25 protein-coding genes are annotated in these 22,651 nt (G+C 45.1%); 6 read left to right on the top strand and 19 right to left on the bottom strand.

The window, feature by feature from the left end:
* The first annotated feature begins 104 nt into the window (after nucleotides 1-104).
* On the top strand, nucleotides 105-602 hold the full coding sequence (gene rnhA, locus OEV42_13980; GenBank protein MDH3975386.1) for a ribonuclease HI: 498 nt from the start codon (nucleotides 105-107) through the stop codon (nucleotides 600-602).
* A gap of 185 nt (nucleotides 603-787) precedes the next feature.
* Here rnhA and OEV42_13975 read toward each other — a convergent pair whose 3' ends face one another.
* Nucleotides 788-2,182, bottom strand: a complete 1,395-nt coding sequence (locus tag OEV42_13975; protein ID MDH3975385.1) for a glycosyltransferase family 2 protein — start codon at nucleotides 2,180-2,182, stop codon at nucleotides 788-790.
* A complete protein-coding gene (miaA, locus tag OEV42_13970) occupies nucleotides 2,133-3,053 on the bottom strand; it encodes a tRNA (adenosine(37)-N6)-dimethylallyltransferase MiaA (protein MDH3975384.1) in 921 nt (306 codons plus the stop codon). The genes OEV42_13975 and miaA overlap by 50 nt, the downstream gene beginning before the upstream one ends.
* 300 nt (nucleotides 3,054-3,353) lie before the next feature.
* On the opposite strand from miaA, the gene OEV42_13965 reads away from it, so the two are divergent.
* Nucleotides 3,354-4,061, top strand: coding sequence for a methyltransferase domain-containing protein (locus tag OEV42_13965; GenBank protein MDH3975383.1), 708 nt, complete (start codon nucleotides 3,354-3,356; stop codon nucleotides 4,059-4,061).
* A 333-nt stretch (nucleotides 4,062-4,394) separates the two neighbouring features.
* On the opposite strand, the gene OEV42_13960 is transcribed toward OEV42_13965, so the two are convergent.
* The 11 genes from OEV42_13960 to OEV42_13910 all read right to left on the bottom strand — a co-directional run bounded on the left by OEV42_13960 (nucleotide 4,395) and on the right by OEV42_13910 (nucleotide 15,348).
* Complete coding sequence (locus tag OEV42_13960) at nucleotides 4,395-5,186, bottom strand: NapC/NirT family cytochrome c (protein ID MDH3975382.1); 792 nt, start codon at nucleotides 5,184-5,186, stop codon at nucleotides 4,395-4,397.
* Nucleotides 5,183-6,655: a multiheme c-type cytochrome gene (locus OEV42_13955; protein ID MDH3975381.1), complete on the bottom strand. Its 1,473-nt coding sequence runs from the start codon at nucleotides 6,653-6,655 to the stop codon at nucleotides 5,183-5,185. Before OEV42_13955 ends, OEV42_13960 begins: the two co-directional genes overlap by 4 nt.
* A 182-nt stretch (nucleotides 6,656-6,837) precedes the next feature.
* Nucleotides 6,838-7,392 carry a 4Fe-4S dicluster domain-containing protein gene (locus OEV42_13950; GenBank protein ID MDH3975380.1) on the bottom strand — a complete coding sequence of 185 codons (555 nt, stop codon included), beginning with the start codon at nucleotides 7,390-7,392 and terminating at the stop codon, nucleotides 6,838-6,840.
* A gap of 164 nt (nucleotides 7,393-7,556) precedes the next feature.
* Nucleotides 7,557-8,030 (bottom strand): nitrate reductase cytochrome c-type subunit, encoded by a 474-nt coding sequence (locus OEV42_13945; GenBank protein MDH3975379.1) that lies wholly within the window; start codon nucleotides 8,028-8,030, stop codon nucleotides 7,557-7,559.
* Nucleotides 8,031-8,057: 27 nt separating this feature from the next.
* Entirely contained in the window at nucleotides 8,058-8,927 is an 870-nt protein-coding gene (gene napH, locus OEV42_13940; protein MDH3975378.1) for a quinol dehydrogenase ferredoxin subunit NapH, read from the bottom strand.
* Complete coding sequence (napG, locus tag OEV42_13935) at nucleotides 8,924-9,616, bottom strand: ferredoxin-type protein NapG (GenBank protein ID MDH3975377.1); 693 nt, start codon at nucleotides 9,614-9,616, stop codon at nucleotides 8,924-8,926. Before napG ends, napH begins: the two co-directional genes overlap by 4 nt.
* A 29-nt stretch (nucleotides 9,617-9,645) precedes the next feature.
* Nucleotides 9,646-12,132: a nitrate reductase catalytic subunit NapA gene (napA, locus tag OEV42_13930; protein MDH3975376.1), complete on the bottom strand. Its 2,487-nt coding sequence runs from the start codon at nucleotides 12,130-12,132 to the stop codon at nucleotides 9,646-9,648.
* A gap of 106 nt (nucleotides 12,133-12,238) precedes the next feature.
* Nucleotides 12,239-12,529 (bottom strand): chaperone NapD, encoded by a 291-nt coding sequence (locus OEV42_13925; protein ID MDH3975375.1) that lies wholly within the window; start codon nucleotides 12,527-12,529, stop codon nucleotides 12,239-12,241.
* Nucleotides 12,526-13,518: a WD40 repeat domain-containing protein gene (locus OEV42_13920; protein MDH3975374.1), complete on the bottom strand. Its 993-nt coding sequence runs from the start codon at nucleotides 13,516-13,518 to the stop codon at nucleotides 12,526-12,528. The genes OEV42_13925 and OEV42_13920 overlap by 4 nt, the downstream gene beginning before the upstream one ends.
* A gap of 795 nt (nucleotides 13,519-14,313) precedes the next feature.
* Nucleotides 14,314-14,871 carry a cytochrome b/b6 domain-containing protein gene (locus OEV42_13915; GenBank protein ID MDH3975373.1) on the bottom strand — a complete coding sequence of 186 codons (558 nt, stop codon included), beginning with the start codon at nucleotides 14,869-14,871 and terminating at the stop codon, nucleotides 14,314-14,316.
* 30 nt (nucleotides 14,872-14,901) lie between these two features.
* The gene (locus OEV42_13910; GenBank protein MDH3975372.1) at nucleotides 14,902-15,348 is read right to left on the bottom strand and encodes a hypothetical protein; all 447 of its coding nucleotides are present in this window, start codon (nucleotides 15,346-15,348) and stop codon (nucleotides 14,902-14,904) included.
* A gap of 189 nt (nucleotides 15,349-15,537) precedes the next feature.
* Between OEV42_13910 and OEV42_13905 the strand changes: the two genes are divergently transcribed.
* From OEV42_13905 to OEV42_13895, 3 genes are all read left to right on the top strand, one after another.
* On the top strand, nucleotides 15,538-16,158 hold the full coding sequence (locus tag OEV42_13905; protein ID MDH3975371.1) for a MarC family protein: 621 nt from the start codon (nucleotides 15,538-15,540) through the stop codon (nucleotides 16,156-16,158).
* Between the two features lie 128 nt (nucleotides 16,159-16,286).
* Nucleotides 16,287-17,780, top strand: coding sequence for a glycogen synthase GlgA (gene glgA, locus OEV42_13900; GenBank protein ID MDH3975370.1), 1,494 nt, complete (start codon nucleotides 16,287-16,289; stop codon nucleotides 17,778-17,780).
* A gap of 207 nt (nucleotides 17,781-17,987) precedes the next feature.
* Nucleotides 17,988-18,485, top strand: coding sequence for a BCAM0308 family protein (locus OEV42_13895; protein ID MDH3975369.1), 498 nt, complete (start codon nucleotides 17,988-17,990; stop codon nucleotides 18,483-18,485).
* 228 nt (nucleotides 18,486-18,713) lie between these two features.
* Here the strand turns inward: OEV42_13895 and OEV42_13890 are convergent, their stop codons facing one another.
* The 3 genes from OEV42_13890 to OEV42_13880 all read right to left on the bottom strand — a co-directional run bounded on the left by OEV42_13890 (nucleotide 18,714) and on the right by OEV42_13880 (nucleotide 20,455).
* A complete protein-coding gene (locus OEV42_13890) occupies nucleotides 18,714-19,052 on the bottom strand; it encodes a hypothetical protein (protein MDH3975368.1) in 339 nt (112 codons plus the stop codon).
* 333 nt (nucleotides 19,053-19,385) lie between these two features.
* The gene (locus OEV42_13885; GenBank protein MDH3975367.1) at nucleotides 19,386-20,057 is read right to left on the bottom strand and encodes a lipocalin family protein; all 672 of its coding nucleotides are present in this window, start codon (nucleotides 20,055-20,057) and stop codon (nucleotides 19,386-19,388) included.
* 182 nt (nucleotides 20,058-20,239) lie between these two features.
* On the bottom strand, nucleotides 20,240-20,455 hold the full coding sequence (locus tag OEV42_13880; GenBank protein MDH3975366.1) for a helix-turn-helix domain-containing protein: 216 nt from the start codon (nucleotides 20,453-20,455) through the stop codon (nucleotides 20,240-20,242).
* A gap of 161 nt (nucleotides 20,456-20,616) precedes the next feature.
* On the opposite strand from OEV42_13880, the gene OEV42_13875 reads away from it, so the two are divergent.
* Nucleotides 20,617-20,799, top strand: coding sequence for a hypothetical protein (locus tag OEV42_13875; protein MDH3975365.1), 183 nt, complete (start codon nucleotides 20,617-20,619; stop codon nucleotides 20,797-20,799).
* A 26-nt stretch (nucleotides 20,800-20,825) separates the two neighbouring features.
* On the opposite strand, the gene OEV42_13870 is transcribed toward OEV42_13875, so the two are convergent.
* The 3 genes from OEV42_13870 to OEV42_13860 form a co-directional block, all read right to left on the bottom strand.
* Entirely contained in the window at nucleotides 20,826-21,659 is an 834-nt protein-coding gene (locus OEV42_13870) for a hypothetical protein (protein ID MDH3975364.1), read from the bottom strand.
* A 148-nt stretch (nucleotides 21,660-21,807) separates the two neighbouring features.
* Nucleotides 21,808-22,380 (bottom strand): hypothetical protein, encoded by a 573-nt coding sequence (locus OEV42_13865; GenBank protein ID MDH3975363.1) that lies wholly within the window; start codon nucleotides 22,378-22,380, stop codon nucleotides 21,808-21,810.
* Nucleotides 22,381-22,466: 86 nt separating this feature from the next.
* On the bottom strand, nucleotides 22,467-22,651 hold a 185-nt coding region (locus OEV42_13860; protein ID MDH3975362.1), incomplete at its 5' end, for a hypothetical protein.

The raw sequence follows: 22,651 nt of genomic DNA, 5'->3' as shown, positions 1-22,651 counted from the left end.
ATCAGAGACACCTTTCCTTTGTCTATACTGCCGACACTGATAACGCTTATTCATTTACTATCGCTGACATTCTTGTTATATTGCGGGAACTATAAAAAATATCCATGACTGATTCAAAAAATAAAAAAATAGAGATTTTCACCGACGGCGCCTGCTCCGGCAATCCCGGTCCCGGCGGGTGGGGCGCCATACTCCGCTATGGCGAACATGAGAAGGAGCTTTCCGGTTACACAAAAAAAACGACCAATAACCGGATGGAACTGCTCGCCGCCATCCATGCGCTGGAAGCGCTCAAAAAAAAATCAAAGGCCCATTTGACAACCGATTCAAGTTACGTAAAAGACGGCATTACCAAGTGGATTCATAACTGGAAAAAAAGGGGCTGGAGAAAATCCGACAAGAAGCCCGTCGAAAACAGGGATCTTTGGGAAAGGCTCGATGCGGCTGCCTCAAAACACGAAATCACCTGGCACTGGATACGGGGCCATAACGGTCATGCAGAGAATGAAAGGGCTGATACTCTCGCCGTGGAGGCCATAAAAAAGGGGCAGTCGGGAAAGATTGCCTCCGATCCGGCGGGTATTTCACCGAATAATCATTAATTCTCAGAAAAGCAGTTTTTCACCACAAAGACACAAAGAGCACAAAGAAAAATCAAAGAGCTATTCACTATTACCTATTAATATCTCCGGGAAAAGGGAGAATTTCTTGTCTCGAATGAAGTGAGAGTTCTTAAAAATATTATTCTTTTTTCAGCTACTTCTTTGTGACCTCTGTGCCTTTGTGGTCAATCCTCTTTTTCCAACGCCCTCATATAATGCAAAAGCTCCACCCCTTTTTCACAATTTGCACCCTCTGTCTCATGAAATGGAAAATCGAGATTCATCATATTCATGAGACCGCCAACCGCCTGAAACATATCCATTTCAGCATAACCATTATCCCTTAAATAGTGAATGAGCTTGAGAATGGTAAAAGCGTCAAACCATTCATGAAAACTCCTTAGCAGTTTTTCCTTATTGGGACTGTTTTTTTTAAGCTTTCCCCAGACGGTGGCAAAGTTTTTTGACTCCACAAATGCGGCAAGAAGCGGTTCAATTTTACGGCATTTGTCTACGATAGCCTCCCCATCTGATATACCGCTATCAATTGCCCCCTTAATTAAAGCGATAAACCCCCTTAGAACCTGGAAGCTTCGGGGATCATAAAAGGGAAAGAAGGCCTCCCCCAACGCATCCATTTCCCCCATTTTTCTCCCCGTACCGAAGGGAACGCGGTCCGATATTCTGGCAGAGGGATAGACGGTGGTGCTGTCTATTTCTCCTATAGCTGTATACTTGGCCAGCTTTTGAAGAAAATAAAAGTCTTCTCCCGCCTCTTTTGTATTCATGCCGCCAATGGCGGTATAACTTTTTGCCGTGCATACCATAGTTGAGCCGATGGTATGAAAGGCATAGGACGTTCCGACAAATTGTAGTCCCATCCTGTAATAGCGCAGAAAGATTTCATAACAGGTGATGGCGGCAATGTGCTTTCTCTCGCGGGGCAGCACATGGCTGAAAGAAAGAACCGCCCCTTCACTTTTATTCTCACGGAAATATTGGTTTATCTCTGATAAATAGTTTTCATCGGTCAGGGTATCCGCATCGAGACAGATGATCAGCCGGGCTCCCGGCTTTTCATAATCTAAAGTCGTCAAAGCCAGGTCCATGCCTATCTTCCTTGCCAGGCCCACACCGCCTTTTGAAGGAAGCTCCCTGCCTATCGACGAAGCATCAACATAAGCCATATTGAGTTTGCTCTTTTTTATTTCACCTGACTCATGAGAACTGAGAATCGATTCGGGGGTTGGTGAATCCTTGCCGCTGCCTGCGAAATAGTCGAGATAGCGCATGGTATCTGCATTATTTTTTATATCACTTTCAGAAGCAATACCGACAGCTTTGTTATTGATAACACAGATAAGAAGGGTCGAGCTGAGATCAACATTCCTGTTTCTGACTAAAGAAAGAATCGTTTGAAACAGATTGTCCCTTTCAGCCAGGGCCGGAATGACAATAGCCGCTTCAACCGGTGCATGAGGCATAGAAGAAAGTGACCACGGACTGCCACCATTCTTTTTCAGATATTTTTCAACGTAAGGAGGGTATTTCATGAATGACGTAACTTTTAAGCCTTTCATAATCGCCTTCTTCTATCCATTCGATTTTCACTCCATGCTTCTCCATCCGCCTGAACCATGTTTCCTGCCTTTTTGCAAACTGGTGAATGGCCCTATTAAGCTTCTGGAACATATCATTTTTATTGATCTCCCCCTTCAAATACATTGCCACAAAACGGTACTCAAGACCAAAGAGATCAAGCCTCTCCCAGCTAATGCCCGACTTATGAAGGAACCTGACTTCATCGATCAGTCCCGCATCGAGTCTTGCTTTAAGGCGTTTTGTAATTCGCGCTCTCAACACTTCCCTCTTCCAGCGAACACCTGTTACAAGGGGAATGATTTCAGGGTGGACCGGCCCTTCATCTCCCTTTTCTTCCTCATAAATAGCAATTTCAATGGCCCGAATGATTCTTTCCTTAATCTTCAGGTCCGTCGTATTGTGAAGTGCAGGATTTAACTTGAGCAGTCTCTCAGCAATTTCTTCTTCAGATAAAGGTTCCAACTCCAGCCTGAGAGCACGATTTTGGGGTACCTTAAGCATATCATAGGCCCGAATAACGGCATCGAGATAAAGCCCCGTCCCCCCGGCCATGATGGGAATAATATCCCTCTTTCTCAAATCATTGAAAATTTCATAAAAAGCCTGCTGGTAATCGAAGAGGCTGAATTCTTCCGCAGGATCGATAATATCGATGAGGTGATAAGGAATATTACCGTACTCTTCAAGCTCCTTCCCCGTACCTATATCCATCCCCCTGTAGACCTGTCTCGAATCAGCCGATATGATCTCGGAACCGCTTTCTCCGGCAAGCCTGACGGCGAGTCCTGTTTTACCTGAAGCGGTAGGGCCGAGAATGACGATGAGGTTGTAGTTTTTTTGATCATTCATGGAAAGGATTATATACCTGCAAGGGAAAGAATCTCAAGGTGCGGTTTTTTATAAGTAGCCATGGAAAAGCTTATAGAACAGGGATGACACGGACTTTGAACTTTGAACTCGCCCTTCAACCTTAACCTGCAACAGAGACCCAATCAACTAAATCCCTTTACAAACAAAATTGCCTGAGGTATATAAAAAACCAAAGTCTAAAAAACAGGCTTATAAGGTCCACCCCACCAAAAAAATGGGTCTTATAAAGAACAATACAAGGCGCTGGTAAAAACCAGGCCTGAAAACTGAAGGAAATAAATGAAAGACTGGATATACAACGAGTTTAATCATGTCGGTGCTGATTACTCTAAAAAAGAAATTACCGACGTTTACGACGAACAAATGGAGAGCTTTCGTGATTATGAAAAAGAAGTGGAAGATTTCCTGGTTCATTTAAATATTTCAAATCCTCAAGATTTAACGGTTATTGATATGGGCTGCGGCACGGGCGCTTTTTCTATTCATGCATCTAAATACTTTAAAAAAATCTATGCTATCGATGTTTCGCAGGAAATGCTTAATATCGCTTCATTCAAAGCAAGTAGACTTAACATCAAAAACGTTGAATTTTGCCATTCCGGTTTTTTGCAATTTCAACCGGGAGAAGAGGCAGACATAATTAATACAAAATGGGCATTCCACCATCTTCCTGATTATTGGAAACAGGCCGGATTACTTAACATGAATAAAATGTTAAAGCCCGGCGGTATTTTATTTCTATCAGACCTTGTTTACCGGTTTACACCTGACTACGAAGCAAAAACAGAAGCCTTGCTTGCTGAACTGTCAAAAGAGTTCAGTAAAGAATTTGTTGATGAAACGAAAGTCCACATAAGAGATGAATACAGTACTTTTGACTGGATACTCGAGGGTATGATCGAAAGAGCCGGCTTCAGCATAGAAAAGTCAAATACTGACAATGACCTGGCAAGTGAATATTTTTGCAGGAAAATTAAATCTTTTTGAAATGAATTTTAAAGACTGATTTTGTGGGCAATATCCATGTCTGCGGCCCTACCTCTTCTCTTTGGAGAATTTAATAAAAGCTAGCCTTGTATATGGAATATGACCACTCGAAAATACAATAAATAATCGGGAGATTATAAAGAGACCCATATTAAGTGCCCGGGCATAAGCCCCCCCTCACCCCAGCCAGGGGACATCGAGATCCCACCGGGGGAGAGGGGATTATAAGGATGCCCTTCATAGCCGCGTACAGGACGGGGTATTCTAAACATGATTTCATAAAAAAGGGCAGACTAAAAAGCCTGCCCAAACATAAACAACTGCCGCCACAAGTTATTCCTCTGTGCCGGCAGAGGATGAATCCGTGCTTTCACCTTCCTGCCGGGTTGTTTCTTCTACAGGAAGGGCCTCTTCTACAGGCATTTCTTCTTCCTGCTGAGTTGGCTCTTCTGCCGGCGGCCCTTCTTTCGGCGCCTCAGCAGGCACTTTTGCCGGTTCCTTTTTCTCTTCTTCCGGTTTTACCCTGCCATACTCTTCATCGACCATCCTGTCCCAGGCTGCCTTTTTGAAGACCTTTTCACCGGGAACAAAGCGGTGAACGAGGTTCATATGACACTCGATACAGTTGCCGTCCTTTTTCATGGCATCATCGATATGAACAGCGCCGATACCACGGCGGCTTCCCAGTATGGCGTCGAGGACATGGCAGTTCCTGCAGGTGGCGCTTCCTCTTTCCCGGAACCACTTCCTGGCCTTGAAGGCCATTTGAGGCCTGGCCTTTTCCGTTGCCACGGGATCACTGAAATCATGAAGAGCTTCACTATATACCATGGAGGCAGCCATAAAGTGCTCCCACATGGCTGCCAGCGTCCCTTTGGAAACATGACAGTCACCACAACTTGCCCTCACACCTGATCTGGACGAGTAATGGATAGATTCCCTGTACTCCTTTCCCATGAGGTCCATGGAGTGACAGGAGGTACAGAAGGCTTCCGTCCTGGAAAACCTGTCAAAACCATGAATTGACATCTGGATGAGGAGAAGAACAAAGGCGCCCAGGAAGAAGGGGAGAAACTTGCCTTCCCATTTCTTGCGATACACTTTGATCTTTTCTGTCAGGCTCACTCTCCGTACCTCTCGATATAGAATTTATCGATCTTCGGTGTTTCCTTTATCTCCTCTTGCAGCCATTCATGGGAGTCATTGACATACTCCTCCATCAACTCCTCAGTCATCTCCTTGCCGGCTACAGCTTTCACCTCTTCCAGAAATTCGGTGAAGAAGTGCCTTGAGAGATCGTACATACCCTTTGACCAGACATAGTCGGGCCCCATCATGGAAGCGCCGTGCCTCAGCCTTCTGCCTTCCCTGTGCCAGAGTTCATAGTAGGTCCACTCAAGCTTCTCGTCAAAAGGCTTTTTAGTCAGCTTGCCCGCTTCATAAAGGGCCGCCATAATACCTTTTGCCGGTATGCCGAATTTCTCGTTGTAGATTTCCACAACCTGATCAAACTGCTGGTAGAAACTGTTGGTAAAGGTATTGGCATGGCACTGGTTACAAACCATGAGCATGGTGTCACGCTTGTAGTCCGCATCAAAGACAGTCTGCACGACCTGATCCTTGCCAAAACGGTCTTTCACTTTGTCACCATCGGCGGGAAGGTCCCTGCTGTCAGGGTAGATCTCGGCGTCACCGTTCTTGAACTTGACCAGATGCGTCTTCGTTGAAACGGGTCCGCGCAAATCCCATGAGAGCCTGAGGCCCACATCATGCGTTGAAGCAATACCTGAACCTTCACCCATATGGCAGGTAGTGCAGGTAGGCGCATCGATATAATCTTCTCCCGCCTCCCAGCGGTTATTCTTCATATTGAGGCGTTCCTTGTTTGCCTCATAAAGAATGCCGTGCTTGGATTCCTTGTATATTTCCATTTGAGGATTATCAGGCCCGATATGGCACTTACCGCAGGTCTGGGGTTCTCTCGCCTGGGCCTTTGAAAAACGGTGCCTTGCATGGCAGGCCGTACAGGAACCTTTACTGCCGTCGGGATTGATCCTGCCCACGCCGTTGTTTGGCCATGTGGTCGGATTAAGCTTGCCGTCACCTTCGACTTCTACTATCGAACCATGGCACTGGGTACAACCGGCATTGACAATGGCCTCTCCTCCGATCATTGCGCCGAGGAAGCCATCCAGTGAATCAGAAAATTCCGCCGCATGGGCATGCCTCGTCCCCATGCTCTGCTCATACTCGACAGGATGGCACCGGGAACAATCTTTCGGCGAAACGATAATCGAAATAATAATCCCTTTATGATCCATGGCATCGGAATCGCTCTCTTTCGCCTGGTGGCAATCATAACAGTTAACGCCGTTTTGCCCGTGAACCCCCTCCCGCCACTGCCTGTAAAGACCTTCACTCACTTTTTTATGGCAGCTCAAACACTTTTCCCCCAGCTTGTGCCCCCATTTGCCCTCCCCACCGATAGGTCTTGCTGCCAGCGCCGTATTAACCAGAAAAAACCCGGCCAGTACCACTGCAACAGCAGCAAGCATTCCAGCTTTTGTTTTTTTCTTTGCTCTTTCATGACCCATCAATTTTTCCCTCCCTCTTAAAGTAATTTACTATTAACCTGTAAGAATATTTTAGCCACCAAGGTCACAGAGGACAGGGAGAAAGGGCAAGTTCAGCATTCTCAATTAATTAACATAAAATCCCTGTGAATCCTTAAAATCTGTGTTATCGGCGTCCTGTAATTTTTCTGCCTTCCCGGCGGTTAAATTTCTCTTTTCAATTCCTTTATATCAATTGCCTCACCGATACAGGGAGAAATGCAGGCGCCACAGCCGTTGCACTTCTCTATATCGATCTTCGGGTATTTATAGACCTCCATCGTTATGGCTAATTCGGGGCATGCCTCTGCGCAATACCTGCAAATCGTTCCGCTAAAAGCAATGCAGGCATTTTTACTGATAAGCGCCTTTCCAGGCTCTTTATGGCCACGCTCAAAATTCAGGGCGCCTGAAGGACAGGCCTTCACACATTCACCGCAATAATCACAGTAATCTTCTGTAAAATCGAGGTAGGGTGTTCCGGCGGCTATCAAACTATCTTCACCGTGATAATAAATGATGTCCTGCGGGCATATTTCGCCGCAGCTCCGGCACTTCTCACAGGTCCCCAGGAATTCGCTCTCCGTCAAAGACCAGGGCGGTCTGGGCCTGTCAGGTGTGAGCGCCTCGACACGCTTGTCGACGGCCTTTGTCACCTGATCAGAAGCAGTTGTGAACATTTTTTTTAGAAATTGAGCTCTTGTCATGTTTTCTTTCATAAAATTACCTGTTCCGATTGTATGGAAATATTATTTTTATGTCATAGCCAAAGGCTTTTACCGGATATCCCTAAAGAAATAAATCTCATATAGATACCTAATCTTTAAAATGGGGGGATGGGAATTACCCCACCCCCCCGGCCCAATGAAGGACCGATAAATCATTATTTTCTCTCAAACCTGGTGCCCTTAAAGGTACTTCCCACAAGCGGTTTGGCATCACTCTGGAGAACATGGCACTGGGTGCACATATACCTTCCCTGATTATATTTCCTCATTACCCTGGGTTTTTTCTTGCTATAGTCCGTGTAATGGCTATCAGGCATGGGAGGTGATTTTTTCTGCTTCGCCTTCCGCTTCTCATGACACTCGGTGCAGCCGTTTCTTTTGAGATCGATGGTCATATTGGCATCAATGAGGTGAGAAATCTGCGGTGGCGCATCACCGTGGCCACGCTCGATCAGTTTCGATTCACCGGGAGCGTCACCCAGATATTTTACAGGGCCCGGAACATTTTCCTTACTGAAAACACTCGTTTTTCTCAGCGAAATGGGCTCTTCACCAGTCGTTGCCAGAGAAGCTGCAACGAAGACCAGAGACAAGGCCATCGCCAGTATTAATACTATATACTTCTTCATATGCATCTCCTTTCTCATAAATCTGATTTATCGCTTAAAGCGCAGTCCGAACTTAAGTGCTTTAGGCGGACATATATCGATACAGTTTCCACAGTTGGTGCAGTTGCCTGAAAGAATGACAGGCTCCCTGTCCTTAACGGACGGGCCAAGCACCTGTGCTTCGGCGCAGACGGGAAAACAATCACCGCAACTGTCACACAAGCCGTCACTGAAGCGGACTCTTAAAAGGCTTAATTTACCGACAAGGGAATAGAAGGCGCCCAGGGGACAAAGTGATGAGCACCATCCCCTGTAAAAAACCAACAGGTCAAAAAGGAAGATAGCCGCCACAAGGAGTAAACCTGCGCCGGCGCCGAAGATGAGTTCCCTGTGAAGCATTGCGACAGGACTGATAATTTCAAAGGAAGTCACACCGGTTACAGCCGTCACAATGAGCACCGTTCCCAATATCCAGTACCTTGTATTCCTGTCGAGCGATCTACCCCTCTCTATGTTGAATCGCTTTCTCATGGAGTGGGCAAAATCGGTCACCATATTCATGGGACAAACCCATGAACAAAAGAGCCTGCCTCCGACAATAATGTAGAAAAGCAGTATAATTCCGGCACCAATGAGGGCCGTCTTGTAAATGTCACCTGTGGCAAGCATAACCTGCAAGGCCGCAAATGGGTCTGTCATGGGGATAAAATCGAGGAATTCCGATGACGTCAGATTACCTTCGAGAATCTCGATTCCCCTGTCAGAAACAGGCCCGCCTTCTCCGATTTCAGAAGTCTTCATTTCAAAAAAGGCGGGTATCTTTCCCTCCATGACTTCCGACTTGGTTAGAGGCGTAATGAGAAAAAGGAATAACACCAGTATCTGGCTGATCCTTCTGGCGATGAGCCACTTCTTCATATCGCTTCCTCCTCTTTCCAGCCGAAACGGTAATGTTTGCCCAGTTCACCCCTTGCCTGCTCCAGCGAGAAGACCTTAATGGCTGCCTCATCGAGAATGCAGGCGTGTTCACACAAACCGCATCCCGTGCAGGCTTCAGAATGAACTACCGGCTCCCAGACCGAATGTTTCCCCGTCCGAATATTTGCTATCGTTTCGATTGTGATAGCTTCACCCTTGACAGGGCAGGCATTGAAGCAGACTTCGCAGCGCAGGCCCTGTAAAGCAATACAGTTTTCACGATCGATGAGCGCGGCAAGCCCCATGGTTGCCTCTTTTATGTCCGTCAATTCGGGATTAAGGGCGCCGCTTGGGCAGGCCTTAACACAGGGAATGTCCTGACACATATAACAGGGGACCTGACGGACACTTAAATAGGGGGTTCCTGCGGCAACATTCATTTCCGGTGTAGCCAGTTTGATGGAATCGAAGGGACAATCCCTGACACACAAACCACATTTCAGGCACTTGCCTATAAATTCATCTTCTATAAGGGCGCCCGGTGGACGAACGGCATAGGCCCTGGCCTTCACATTCTTTGCATGAATGCCCAGGAGCGTGCCGCCAACTGCCGCGCCGGTAAGGGAGCGAAGGGTTCCCGCAAAAAACTCCCGCCTTGAAACTCCCTTTGGTTTTACCTCTTTTATCACCCTTTTGACCTCATGGAAGATTATTTAAGTTATGCCTTTACTACCTTGACTGCACACTTTTTGTAGTCCGTCTCTTTCGAAATAGGACAGGTGGCGTCAAGGGTTACCTTGTTTATGAGTATGTTGGCGTCAAACCACGGCACATGGATAAGACCCTTGGGCGGTTTGTTCCTCCCTCTCATATCGACACGGGCCGTAATTTCACCCCTTTTGGAGATGACCCTGGCCTTGTCATTCTGCTTGAGCCCCAGCTTTTTGGCATCAGCCGGATGCATCCAGATAACCGCACCAGGTGCCGCCTTGTAGAGCTCAGGCACACGCATGGTCATAGTGCCGGAATGCCAGTGTTCGAGAACGCGTCCCGTACAGAGCCATAAAGGGTATTTCTTGTTCGGAGACTCTGCCGGCGCTTCGTATGGCGCAAAAAATGCCCAGGCCTTCTTATCCTTCTTGCCGTAGAACTCGTAATCAGCCCCTTTGGTAACGTAAGGATCGTGCCCTTCCTTAAAACGCCACTGCGTCTCCTTGCCGTTAACGACAGGCCACCTTAAGCCCCGAACCTTGTGGTAAACTTCGTACTCAGCCAGGTCGTGCCCTTTGCCGTTGCCGAACTTCCTGTACTCCTCCCAGAGTCCCTTCTGTACGTAGAAACCGAAATGTTCAGCCTCATCGTTGTCATAATCCTTATACTTTTTCCACTTGAACTTGTTCACCTCACCATTGGCATAAAGCATATCGAAGAGGGTCTTTCCTTTCCACTTGCTCTTTGCAACAAGTCCCGAAGGCCAAACATCATCTACCTTGATCCTCCTGGATACTTCCATCAGCTGCCAGAGATCCGATTTGGACTCTCCCGGAGGTTTTACCTGCTGGCGCCAGAACTGGGTACGGCGCTCGGCATTTCCGTAAGAACCCTCCTTCTCCATCCACATGGCCGTGGGAAGAACAAGGTCCGCCACCTGTGCCGACATGGTTGGATAAGGGTCGGAGCAGACAATGAAGTTGGCGGGATCCCTTGCGGCTTTCAACCAGTGGTTGAGGTTGGCGTAATCCTGGAAGGGATTGGCACACATGGTCCAATGGAAGTTGACCTTCCTGTCTTCCAGCGCCCTCATCATGGCCACGGCATGAGTACCGGGCTTTGGCGGAATGGCCCCTTCGGGAAGCTGCCAGAGCTTCTCGGCAATATCCCTGTGGGCTTTCTTCATAACCACCATGTCCGCTGGAAGCCTGTGACAGAAGGTACCGACTTCGCGTGCAGTGCCGCAGGCCGAAGGCTGACCGGTCAGTGAGTAGGGGCTGTTACCGGGCGTGGAGATCTTGCCGGCCAGCAGGTGCATGTTGTAGACAAGGCCATTCATCCATGTGCCTCTCGTATGCTGGTTCATACCCATAGTCCAGAAGGAAGTAACCTTCACCTTGGGATCGGCATAGAGCCTGGCAAGCTTCTTGAGCTGTTTTGGGGGAACACCGGAAAGCTTTGCGGTGTAATCGAGGGTATACTTTGATACCATCTTCTTGTACTCGTCAAAACTGATCGATTTGCTTCCGATCTGCGCCTTCCTTGGCGAACTGTTCTTTGCCTTCTTCTCCAGGGGATGAGTCGGTCTCAGACCGTAACCGATATCGGTGTTAGCCTGCCTGAAGTGAACGTGCTTTTTGACAAAGCCTTTATCTACCTTGCCCTTCTCAATAATATAGTTGGCTATATAGTTGGCAATAGCCAGGTCTGACTGGGGAGTGAAGATCATGTTTTCATCGGCAATCTCAGCGCTTCTGTGGGTGTATGTGGAGAGAACATGAACCTTGACCTTCTTTCCGGTGAGCTTCCTGTTGGCAACCCTCGAATAGAGAACGGGGTGCATTTCGGCCATATTGGAACCCCAGAGAACGAAAGCATCGGCATGCTCGATATCGTCATAACATCCCATCGGTTCGTCAATGCCGAAACCCCTCATAAAGGCGGCAACAGCTGAAGCCATGCAGTGTCGCGCATTGGGATCGATGTTGTTGGAAAGAAGTCCCGCCTTGAAAAACTTGGCCGCCGCATAGCCTTCCCAGATTGTCCACTGACCGGAACCGAACATGGCAACCGATTTTGGACCTTTTGTCTTTATTTGCTTCTTGATCCTCATTGCCATCTCATCGAGGGCGCGGTCCCAGCTTATCTCTTTCCACTTGCCGTTTTTGTCGAATTTATTGCCTTTCATTCTCATCATCGGTTTGGTAAGCCTGTCGGAACCGTACTGGATCTTGGCAAGGAAGTAACCTTTAATACAGTTAATCCCTCTGTTTACAGGAGCTTCAGGGTCACCCTTGGTGGCGACGATCCTGCCTCCCCTGGTTCCCACAAGAACACCACAACCCGTCCCACAGAATCGACAGACGCCTTTATCCCACCGGACGCCTTTGGCCGCTTGCGCGACTTCAGGCTGAGCAGTGAGCGTTACACCAGCCGCGGCGGCTGCGGCAGAAGCCGCCGAGGCCTTGATAAAGTCTCTTCTTGATAAACCCATATACCTTACCTCCTATATTTAATTTAAAAGCTTACTGCTTACCCAGATAGACTGGATAAGTACCTTTGCGAAATTATATTCTGTAAAAAAACACAGAATATAATTTCTAAGGTACTAAATTTTCCAACTTCTCGTTGGCGCTGCCCGCCGCTCTCTTTTCAGCCTCATCTTCAAAATGATGATAGGCCATGGTAACGGAGAGAACGCCCGGCACATTATGAATTTCCTTGAACTTTTTCACCTCCTTTTGTGTGTTTTCACCTTCCATTAGGACGATAATTTTACCTTCCCTTGGAAAGGCTTCATAAACTTCTACGCCTTCCATCTCACCAAGCCTGGAAGCAACTGCATCGACTTCCCCCGATTTCGTAAATACAATGACACCGGAAATATTCATTTACTACCTCCTGTATTCCAAATGATGATATTTGAATCTGAACTGCAGGTTATTATCTTTTCAGCACCTCCCAAAAATAGAATTTTTTTTACATTTGCCTCGTGCCCTTCAAGCCTGTAGAGAATTTTATCGGTATCAACAGACTTAATCGTCACATTATTAATATTGTCCTGATAGGCAACCCGCTTCCCATCAGGAGAAAAAGCAACTTCATTGATATAAGAAAAATCGTTGTGCAGCAGCGTGGCATCTCCTTCTTCAACATCCCAAAGCCGGACTGTCCTGTCCCTGCTTCCGGTAAGGAGCATTGTTCCATCAGGGGAAAAATCGACTGATAATATTGAATCTTTATGCCCTTTAATGGTTTTAATTCGCTTGCCTGTCGAGGATTCCCAGATCCTTATGAGGCTGTCATTACTGACGGTGGCAAAGCTTTTACCATCAGGGGCAAGGCTTATTTCATTGATGGCATCCACATGGGCATGAATTTCATAAAGGGCTTTTTTCTTCTTTATATCGACACCTGTCACCGTTCCTGAAATATCACCGATGAGCAAGGCATGATCATTTACGAAGGCGAGGCTGTAGGCATTTTCCATTTCAATTTTATACTTCCACAGCTCTTCATGACTTGACCTCTCCCGGATACGCAGATAGCCGTCACTGGAGGTGATTCCGTAAAGCTTGCCTGCCTTGTTTATGGAAATGGTATAAATGTGAGGAACGACCTCCCTCACAAGCATCTTGACTTTGTCCAGAAAAATGCGGTTCCTGATCTTGCCGCTTTTTAAGTCCCACTCAATGAGAGAGCCGTCATTACTAACGGAATAAAGGGTATTGTTATAGGCAGAAATATCATTGACCCAGCTGTCATGGCCTTTAAATATTTTTGATGGGTCGATGACTTCAGATGCAGGGGTAGTATTACACTGGATAAGGATTAATGCTGCCGGCGCTAAATATTTCAGAATATTTATCAACCTTGCCATTTGTTCCTCCAATAAAAAAAGGAGACTTTACAATACTGTGTATTGTTAAGTCTCCTTTGCCAAGTACGGGCTGGTCCGGAAATTGCTCCCCGGGCCGTAGCGTCCACCCTATCCCGGAGGGACCGGGGCGGTTCGGAGATTTCAAATGTTTCCTATATGAAACAGCTTCTATGTAAGGCAAGTGTCCTCTTGATCTGCAAATAAAATACCAGTTTTATAAGCTCTTGAAGACTAACGATTTATTTAGTTTCTATCTTTTTGTTGAGTGGATTGAAATGAACCGATTGACTTAAAACAAACCGCTTGATGAGTTAAAATGAACCACTTGTTCTGCATCATATCTCCCCACTTCTTTTATGTCATGCTTATATTGACAATTTTCCACGCTTTTAATAGATTTGGAGAAATAAATTCCCCTCTTTCATTCAAAATTAGCCTTCAACACAAGGCAAAGCAATAGTTCTAAAGAACTATTTTCTATAATCACTATGACGTATTCCTTTATTTGTTTTAGGGATTCTCCCCCTCTTGTCCCCTTAGCAATTTACTTCAGCTATTTCTGCCTGGAATGACGCAGATGAATGGTCATTTCAACTCGGAGATCTTTGATCGGAGAACTCTGTCCGGAGGTCTCTGAAAGGTGCGAGGAAGAATATAAAGGAAGAAAAAAATTAATTAGTGTCCATCATTAGTATTCCATGACAAGTCTGCAAGCGCTTTTCTTAAGGCAGGGCCCGGCATGTTTGAACCTTTAAAGCTGGAAAGGGCAGGCGGGCATGGATTTTCAGAGGAACCTTAAGCCTTGACAGGCTTTTTTTTGACAAACAACATTTTGCGCCAGAAATCCTGCCCGTAGAAGGCATGAATAATGGCGATAGCAATATGAATGAAAAGGTAGGCGGGAATCAGCGCTTCTCCCACTTCATGGACCTCCATGACAAGGTGAACGAGACCGCGGGACCGGCTGCCGGGTTCAACAAAGAAAAACATGAACATACCTGTAAAAGACATCCAGCTGAAAAGAACAAGCCCTGCCGCTTTAACCAGACCGGCAATGTACCGGTGGGCCGTCGCGCCCGGTCTTTTGTAACTTAGCGCAGAGAGGAGCGCTTCTCCGGCATATTTAAGCCTGTCTCTTGTGCAGGGCGCCCAACTTGAAAATCTTGCTCTTTTAGTCCCCCAAAAACCATAGAGAATCCTCCCTGTAATAAAAAAGGCCGCCCCCATGCCGAGCCATTTGTGAAAAGTAAAACCGGAACAGGCCAGTCTCTTGTAATCATCAGCCATATCTCCCGTCAAATATGCGGCAAGGGCAAATACCATAATCCCCAGATGTATTATCCGGCTTGTCATATCCATGGCAAGACTCTGTCATCACCCTTTTTAATCATCATCGTCCTCTTCATCATTATGGCCATACCTTTTTTCCGGCCTGCCATTATAGGTCGCCCTGTTAGAATCATCATTACTTCTCCTGTATACCGGACGGCCGTTATCATTATGACCATATTCTGCCAGAATTTTTTTTACTTCCCCTTTGGCTCTTTCCACAGGCTCTATTTTAAGCGCCTTCCTGATGGCATCATTCCTCAAAAGATGTCTTTTTTCAGCAGGTCTGGTTTGAACCGTTTTTTTTATCTCTGCCTTCACTTTAGCGGGCTTTTTTATATTAACAGCGGAAATTTTCTTTTCCGGGCCGCTATTGACAGCGCTTCTCTCCTCATTAAAGAGTTCACTCATATCGAGGCCGGCCCCCTCTTTCCCCTGCATAACCAGAATGAAAACCGCCAGAAAGATTCCAGTCATTCCCAACATGATAATTTTTTTCATTTTCTCCCTCCCCTATTTTTATATTGTTAAGTTTGATTATAAAGAAAGGTAAATTAAAGGAAGATTAAAGGTGTTTTTTTTCAAAAAAACAGCGAAATAACGATTATACTCTCAATATATGTCTAATATTAACGGCCAGGCATCCCTATAAGAGAAAGCTATTTTCATAAATAGCAGGGAGACCAAATAATGGAACAACGACTCCAAACCTTCATCACCCTTTTTATTGTTATCGATCCCATCGGTATAGCCACTCTATTCATGGCATTAGTTCATGCCGGAAGCAAAGATTTTCAAAAGAAGATGGCCCTGAGAGGGACCATTACGGCATCAGCTATTCTCTTTATCTTCTTTTTCATGGGCGACAGGCTGCTCAAACTCCTGGGCATCGGCATACCCGCCTTTCGCATTGCCGGAGGGACGCTCCTTTTTCTTATTGCCATCGATATGGTTTTTGCCCGCCAGTCAGGAATTAGATCAACAACAGCAAAAGAACAGGAAGAGGCCATACATAAAAACGATATCTCCGTTTTTCCGCTCGCCTTTCCCCTTATTGCCGGACCGGGAGCGCTCACGACGGTACTCCTCATGGCAGCCGCCGCCGGCCCTGTCGAAAATACTGCGGCAATGGTTCTAATTATTGCATTCGTTCTCGCCCTCACCCTTTTGTCCCTTCTCTTCGCTGCAAAAATCAGTCATCTGCTCGGGGAAACAGGAGCAAACATGATAAGCCGGCTTCTCGGTCTTATTCTCAGCGCACTGGCTATCCAATACATTATCGACGGTATAAAGGCGGCTTTTTTCCTGTAATTCAGGCGCATTATTGCCCTGCAAAAGGCTTTCTCTTTCAGGCGAAAAACGTTTACAATTTTCCCTTTCAAGGCTGGACTGTCTTGCTTTTTTAAGGGATAATTTAGAAAAAAAGAGAAATGAACCCTATGAAAAAGCTTAAAATCCTCATCGTTTCCTCCGAAATGACCCCCTTTATTAAAGCCGGTGGACTTGGTGACGTAGCAGGAACATTACCGCTTTACCTTAAAAAGAGGGGACACGACGTAAGGGTCGTCATTCCAAAATATTCCTCCATCAATCTCGACGCCTATGCGGTTAAAAAGGCTGTCAGTCCCATGGGTGTCTGGATGGGAAATAACGAGGAATGGTGCCGTGTGCTGGAAACTGAAGTTGAAGAAGACCTTCCCGTTTACTTGATCGAGCATAACGGCTTTTTTGACCGATGGGGCCTTTATCACGACAAGGACATGAATGACTATCTCGATAATTCAAAACGGTATGGCTTCTTTTCGAGAGCGGCCCTCCAGCTCTGCAAAGATATTTCTTTCTCGCCGGACATCATTCATGCCCACGACTGGCAGAGCGCTCTTGTTCCGGCTTATCTTAAAATCTGGGATTTTAATTGTCCCTTACTCGGCAATGCCGCATCGGTCATCACAATCCACAATGCGGCCTACCAGGGAACCTACCCCCACGAAGAATACGCATACCTGGGACTCAACCGGCAAAATTTCACAGAAGAAAAGTTTGAATGCTTTGGTTCAGTCAACTTCCTTAAAGGGGGAATACACTATGCCGATATGGTAAACACGGTAAGCCACGGCTATGCCGATGAAATCAAAAGTCCCTATGGCGGTTCAGGCCTGGCCCCCTATCTCTCAAACAAAGGCGATAACTTTTGGGGAATATTAAACGGCGTTGACTACAATGACTGGTCCCCTGAAAAAGACAGGTTCATTCCCGCCAATTATTCGGTTAATGATATGACAGGCAAAGCCATCTGCAAAAAAGCGCTTCAAAAACGCTTTCTCCTTGAAGAGGATGACCACATCGCTGTTATAGGGGTAATCGGGCGCTTCGTTGAACAGAAAGGCTATCACCTGCTGGCAGAGACAGTTAGCGGCATTGTATCCAACATTCATGCTCAGGTCGTTATCCTCGGCAGCGGCGACAACAGTCTTGAGCACTACTTCGGCAATCTGCCCAAAGGGTTTCCGGGCAAAGTCGGCGTTTACATCGGCTTTAACAATGAACTGGCCCACCTCATCGAAGCAGGTTCAGACTTCTTCCTCATGCCTTCCCTCTATGAGCCCTGCGGCCTCAACCAGCTCTATTCCCTCAAATACGGCGCCCTGCCCATCGTAAGAGCCACGGGCGGACTTAACGACACGGTCCGCAACTACGACGAAGCGAGTGGCGAAGGGACGGGCTTTAAATTTTGGGAGCCCTCGGCAAGGGCCCTCTACTACGCTGTCGGCTGGGCGATAAGCACCTATTATGACCGTCCCCGGCATATGAAAAAAATGATTAGCCAGGCCATGACCCAGGATTATTCATGGGAAAAGAGCGCCGGGGAATATGAAAGGGTCTATGAACGGGCTATAAGCAATAAAAAGAATTACGACAGGATTTTTCTATGATTTCTCCATTGCCTGAATAAGAGAAAGATAATCAGTATGCCAAATGCAGAAATATTTTCCCCTTCTTTTGCGCCCATGACACACACTGCATAATCTGCTCTTTCCAGGTTAAATCCGTTGATCCTTTCTCATTAATAGCAATTTGCCAAACCTCAATTTGTAGACTAAACTTTTAGTCAGAACAATTATCAATTGAGGAGAGGCGCTATGCCGGGAAGTAAAGGTGGATTTCAAAAGGAACAAAGAAGCGACCGTCTAATACATGAACATGTCCATGATCCCTACCGGACTCGAAAAAAAATCCGGGAACCTGCCTTTTGCTCACAGTGCAGCGCCGTGTATTCGGGAGGAAGATGGCAATGGCGCGATAAACCCGTCGATTCTCATAAAGAAATTTGTCCGGCCTGCAACAGGATAAACGACAAATGTCCGGCCGGCATCATTACAATAAAGGGGGAATTTCTTGCAGACCATAAGGAGGAACTCATAGGCCTCGTTAAAAATGAGGAAAAACTGGAAAAGGGTGAACACCCCCTTCACAGGATAATAGAGATGTCGGGTGAAGGAACGTCCCTGGAAGTTACCACGACAGATATTCACCTGCCCAGACGCATTGGAGAGGCCCTTCATAATGCCTATAAAGGCAAGCTTGATTTTCATTATGAAGAAGAGACTTATTTTATCAGGGTAGGCTGGAGCAGGTGATTTTTCACTGTAGAGGTCTGTTCTATAGGCTACACTAACCCAAAAGCATCACCTCATATTTGAATCCATATGATCTGATTTCAGGAATTACTTCTCAGGCTGAGGAGTACACCTACAAAGCAGCGGAATAATTGACTTACAGAATCAATGATTATTGGTTGAAAGTGAGTATTACGTTTAAGCTGTGGGGCGGCGCAGCGAAGCAAGCCGTCCCACACGAGCGCCGTGTTAGGCGCGGATAGTAATACAAAAGTGAAGTTTCTCACTTGTGCCAATATTTTCTTTTTTCCATTCAGCTGCATCTTCTTTTATTGTTTCTCGACAAATTTTAGCAGCTTCATTAACTGAGTATTCTTCTAGGCTCACAGTGCCTTGAGGAGCGCTACCATGACCTACACGACCATCTTCAGTTTTTACCCAGCCTTCCCAGCCTAAGATTAGAATGCCCTTAGATTCCATTATATCGACAACCCTAAGAGCATCTTCTAAAGGCACAACTATTTCTCTTTGAGAAATTGACTTCTCTATGATTTCTTGTGGAAGAAGCTTAAATACCTTTTTGCTCATGTTGCGCCTAACGAGTCTGTAGGAAAACTCAAATTTAATAAAAATTTACGAAAATATAATTTTTTTGATTTTCTAACGTGCTGATTTTATTGAATTAAATATTTGTCATTTTTGTGGTTTTTCCAAAAAAAAACTTCAAAAGAGGTTTTCCTACAGCTTCAACAAGTAATTATGTAGTTTCCCGATAACACTCCTTTTTGAGTGTTATCCGACTTTTCTATCAGTGTTATTTAATCATTCGGCGTATGGCGCAGGCTTATACGCCCTACCGGGCTAAGTCTTTCCTTAAATAGGGAAAATAGGGACAGGTAAATAGGTAGCGTTTTGTTGGACCTATTTATCCTGTATGTCTTCCCAAAGTGCTTCAATAATAATACCCGACAAATCATCCGGGTGTGTCGGCTTACCTTGGGTTAGATCCTCCCAAAGATCCTTGTTTCCGCGCCATATTCCAAAGGCATTCCGGATATACATCCCAAGTCCAAAATGATATTTTCCGATCAAATCTTCCTTTGGAGTAGCGGCTAGTTCCTGCAGGTCCTTCTCTTTCATCTTTTGCTTTAGGATCGCAACGGCCTCTGCCTTAGACTTCGGCCAACGAGGAAGTTTCGACAATTCCGGATGCTGACCATCAGATTTCTCGAAATACACAACATACAGAACATTTCCTCTCCAATTCCGGGAGATAATTAATCGTTGGTTTTTCTGCTCTATCGTAAACTCCCAAGGCAGTTTGAAACCTGTACGATGCATCGAAAGTGCATTGCCTTCGAGCGTGTACGTTCCGTCCCAAACTTCGACGATACCAAAACCTTCATCAATCTCTTCTGTAAACGAGCCGTCAGCACGAAAAGTAATGGCCCAACCCGTGCCGATAGAATCTGTCTCTTTGCGGTCGATGTCAGTGGATACCCAGCGACCGATCAATTCGACATTCGCACGGACATCGCCAGCACTAAGCCCGAGAATAAGGATGAAAAATAAAAAAATAAATCGAATTTTCATAGTCTTGCCCAACGCAAAAATCAGCGAGAGCGTTTTTTTGCGATCCGCTGTATTTTTATTGTTATAATTTTTTTCACTATTATTTGTAGCACCCAGTGAATCATTTCCCTTCTTTTAATATTAAATAGCGAAAACGATAAGCCATCTTCAAAGGCTACCCATATATATGGCCTCCTATAATATTAAAAATCTAGTAAACTTGAAGGAGGTATATTTAACGCTTTCGCAATCTTTTCAATAGTTTCAATTGTTATATTCGGGGGTGTTTTACCTTCTATTTTTTGAATATACTTATAATCAATTTTTGATTTAGCTGCCAGCATTTCTTGTGTATAGCTGGCCTTCTCTCGTTCCTCTTTAATTTTTGCACCTAGTTTTATACGAATGTTAGTTTTCATAGCACCTTAGTATAGTAAGGTGCCTTTAACATTGACACCTAACTATACTACGGTGTATGCTGTTGGGGATTTATAGCTAAAAAAGATAAAAATATTAAATGAAAGGGGAATGAACCAATGTTCAAATTTAAAAACAAAAAGGGACTGCTAATTTTCAAGTGATGGATGATTTATCTAATAGTAGCACAGCTATTTCTGAAATAATTGACTGTATTAAAAAAATGCAAAGTTATGCTTCAGGCATATGCATAATAAAGCATGAACTCACACAAGAAGAGTTTGAACAATTAGTTCGGGAAGAAAACTTGATGTTAGAGAACTACAAAAATGCAACATTCAAGTAGGGTATTGTATTTTTTACCCTATAACTTCATCCATCAGCAGCGCCGTTTTCTGGCGTCTGCTGAATGGAATTGTTAGAGCTTAATTGCTCTTGTGTTACATTAATTTTATGGAGTTTGGAAATATGTTCGCTGCCTTGTAGTTCTTTATAACATTTCTTGAAAAAGCCTCTAAGGTGACTATCTAGATATGGAATAACTTCAGAGATTTCAATATTTTTTAGAACACAAAACAGGGCAAGTGAATATAGAATTTCCTGCTCGGTCATATAACCTTGCCTGCTAGATGACCAACCTTGGCTGTCTACTGATGTGAACTGTTCAAAAGTGAATGCTGAGTTAGCCAAGAAAATACCAAAACCTAAAAAAATGGCAGTCAAATCGGTAGCATGTTCCCAATACTCCTCTCCACCCGGTGGTGGCTCTTTGGCGATACCACTAAGATAATGTGCCAATTCATGGGCAAATGTTGCCGCCAAGGGCTCTGGACGGTTTATTAAATTAGTGTTGTATGTAATTACCGCCTCATCACTATACTGGAAGGTTCCCCCTGGTCCACTAGGTGCACCCTTAAGAACTATGGTTGGCGCTACGACTGGATTTATATCATCTTCTTGCGCTTGAAGCTTACATGGCCAATTTTCCATTCCAGCGTATTTTCTGACTTGCTCGAAAGTATATGTGACCATTTCATCAGGTGAACTTAATTTTTCCGGGAAGTGCTTAGATGAAGGAGTTACTAAGATCGTTTCGTTATGAAAAACATCAGAGCCATAATTTTTAAGTGCCCACTCAAAAGCCAAAATAATCCAGTTGGAGATTTCTTCTTCGATTAATGGTTTCTTGTTGAAAAATGAAAACATCCTTCGTTTCCTTTTACCTCTGACGGCTCAACTCAGGGGCTTGCGGGTAAAGGGCAAAACCTCTGGGATGAATTAATGTTTTTAAAGAAACAGCGTTCAAATCAAACAGCGTATCAGCAAGTCCCTTGCAGTGCAGGGTTATGCAAGATCATTCCTGTAAAGATATATCTGGGCCAAGAACTGCGTCTTCAGCTCTTTTTTGCAAATCATCATCTACACTTTTTCTAAGATACTCTACCCTAGATTTCAACTTCTCTACATCATTGAGAATGTCAAGTTTTGCAGCATGCTCCCATTCAGATTCAGCGAGTTCATTGAAGCCTATCTTCTCCATTAGCAATGCAAGATTACCACGATGAATAGCTTCTATACTTTTTTTAGCTCTGTCCATGGGGTCTGCATCAATGGTCATTTTATTTAGAAGAACGTAGGAGATTGGAGCAAACCAATCTTTGTCACTTTCATCTGAGTACTTTGATGAAAAAGTCAGTATTGTTTCTGGATTCTCTAAACGTGCAACATTCCAGCGGTGTAATAGAGCATTGAGGTTATTACCTTTTCTTTCTTCACGAGTTGACCTCTGTTCTTCCTCTATCGCAAGCTGAACCCTGATCATATTTCTATGAGATGAAAGGACGTTTGTTAGTAGAAAATTGTAGCCAATAACACCGACTATAATTCCAACAAAGAATGTCCCAAGGATAATTAATTTATTTTTCATAAGAAGCATAACATTATCATCACATAGACTGTTACGCCGCTAGCCGTATCAGGATTATGTGAATGTACTCGTTAGAATCCTTTCCTTTATATTTTATCAAAGGCTTTTATCAAAGCTGAGACCTCTTTTTGAGGCGATGCTCCACAAGCTTCGTTAATAATAGGGACACATCCGAATGGCACTAAGTTAAGCACTTTTATTATGAAAACGGCACTGGCCAAGCCTCTACTATTAACAGGGCAACTTGAATTGTTGCATCCCCAATATTGTC

This window comes from Deltaproteobacteria bacterium, assembly GCA_029860075.1.
In the GTDB taxonomy this organism is placed as follows: Bacteria; Desulfobacterota; JADFVX01; order JADFVX01; family JADFVX01; genus JAOUBX01.
This window is presented reverse-complemented; position numbering and strand designations above follow the sequence as displayed.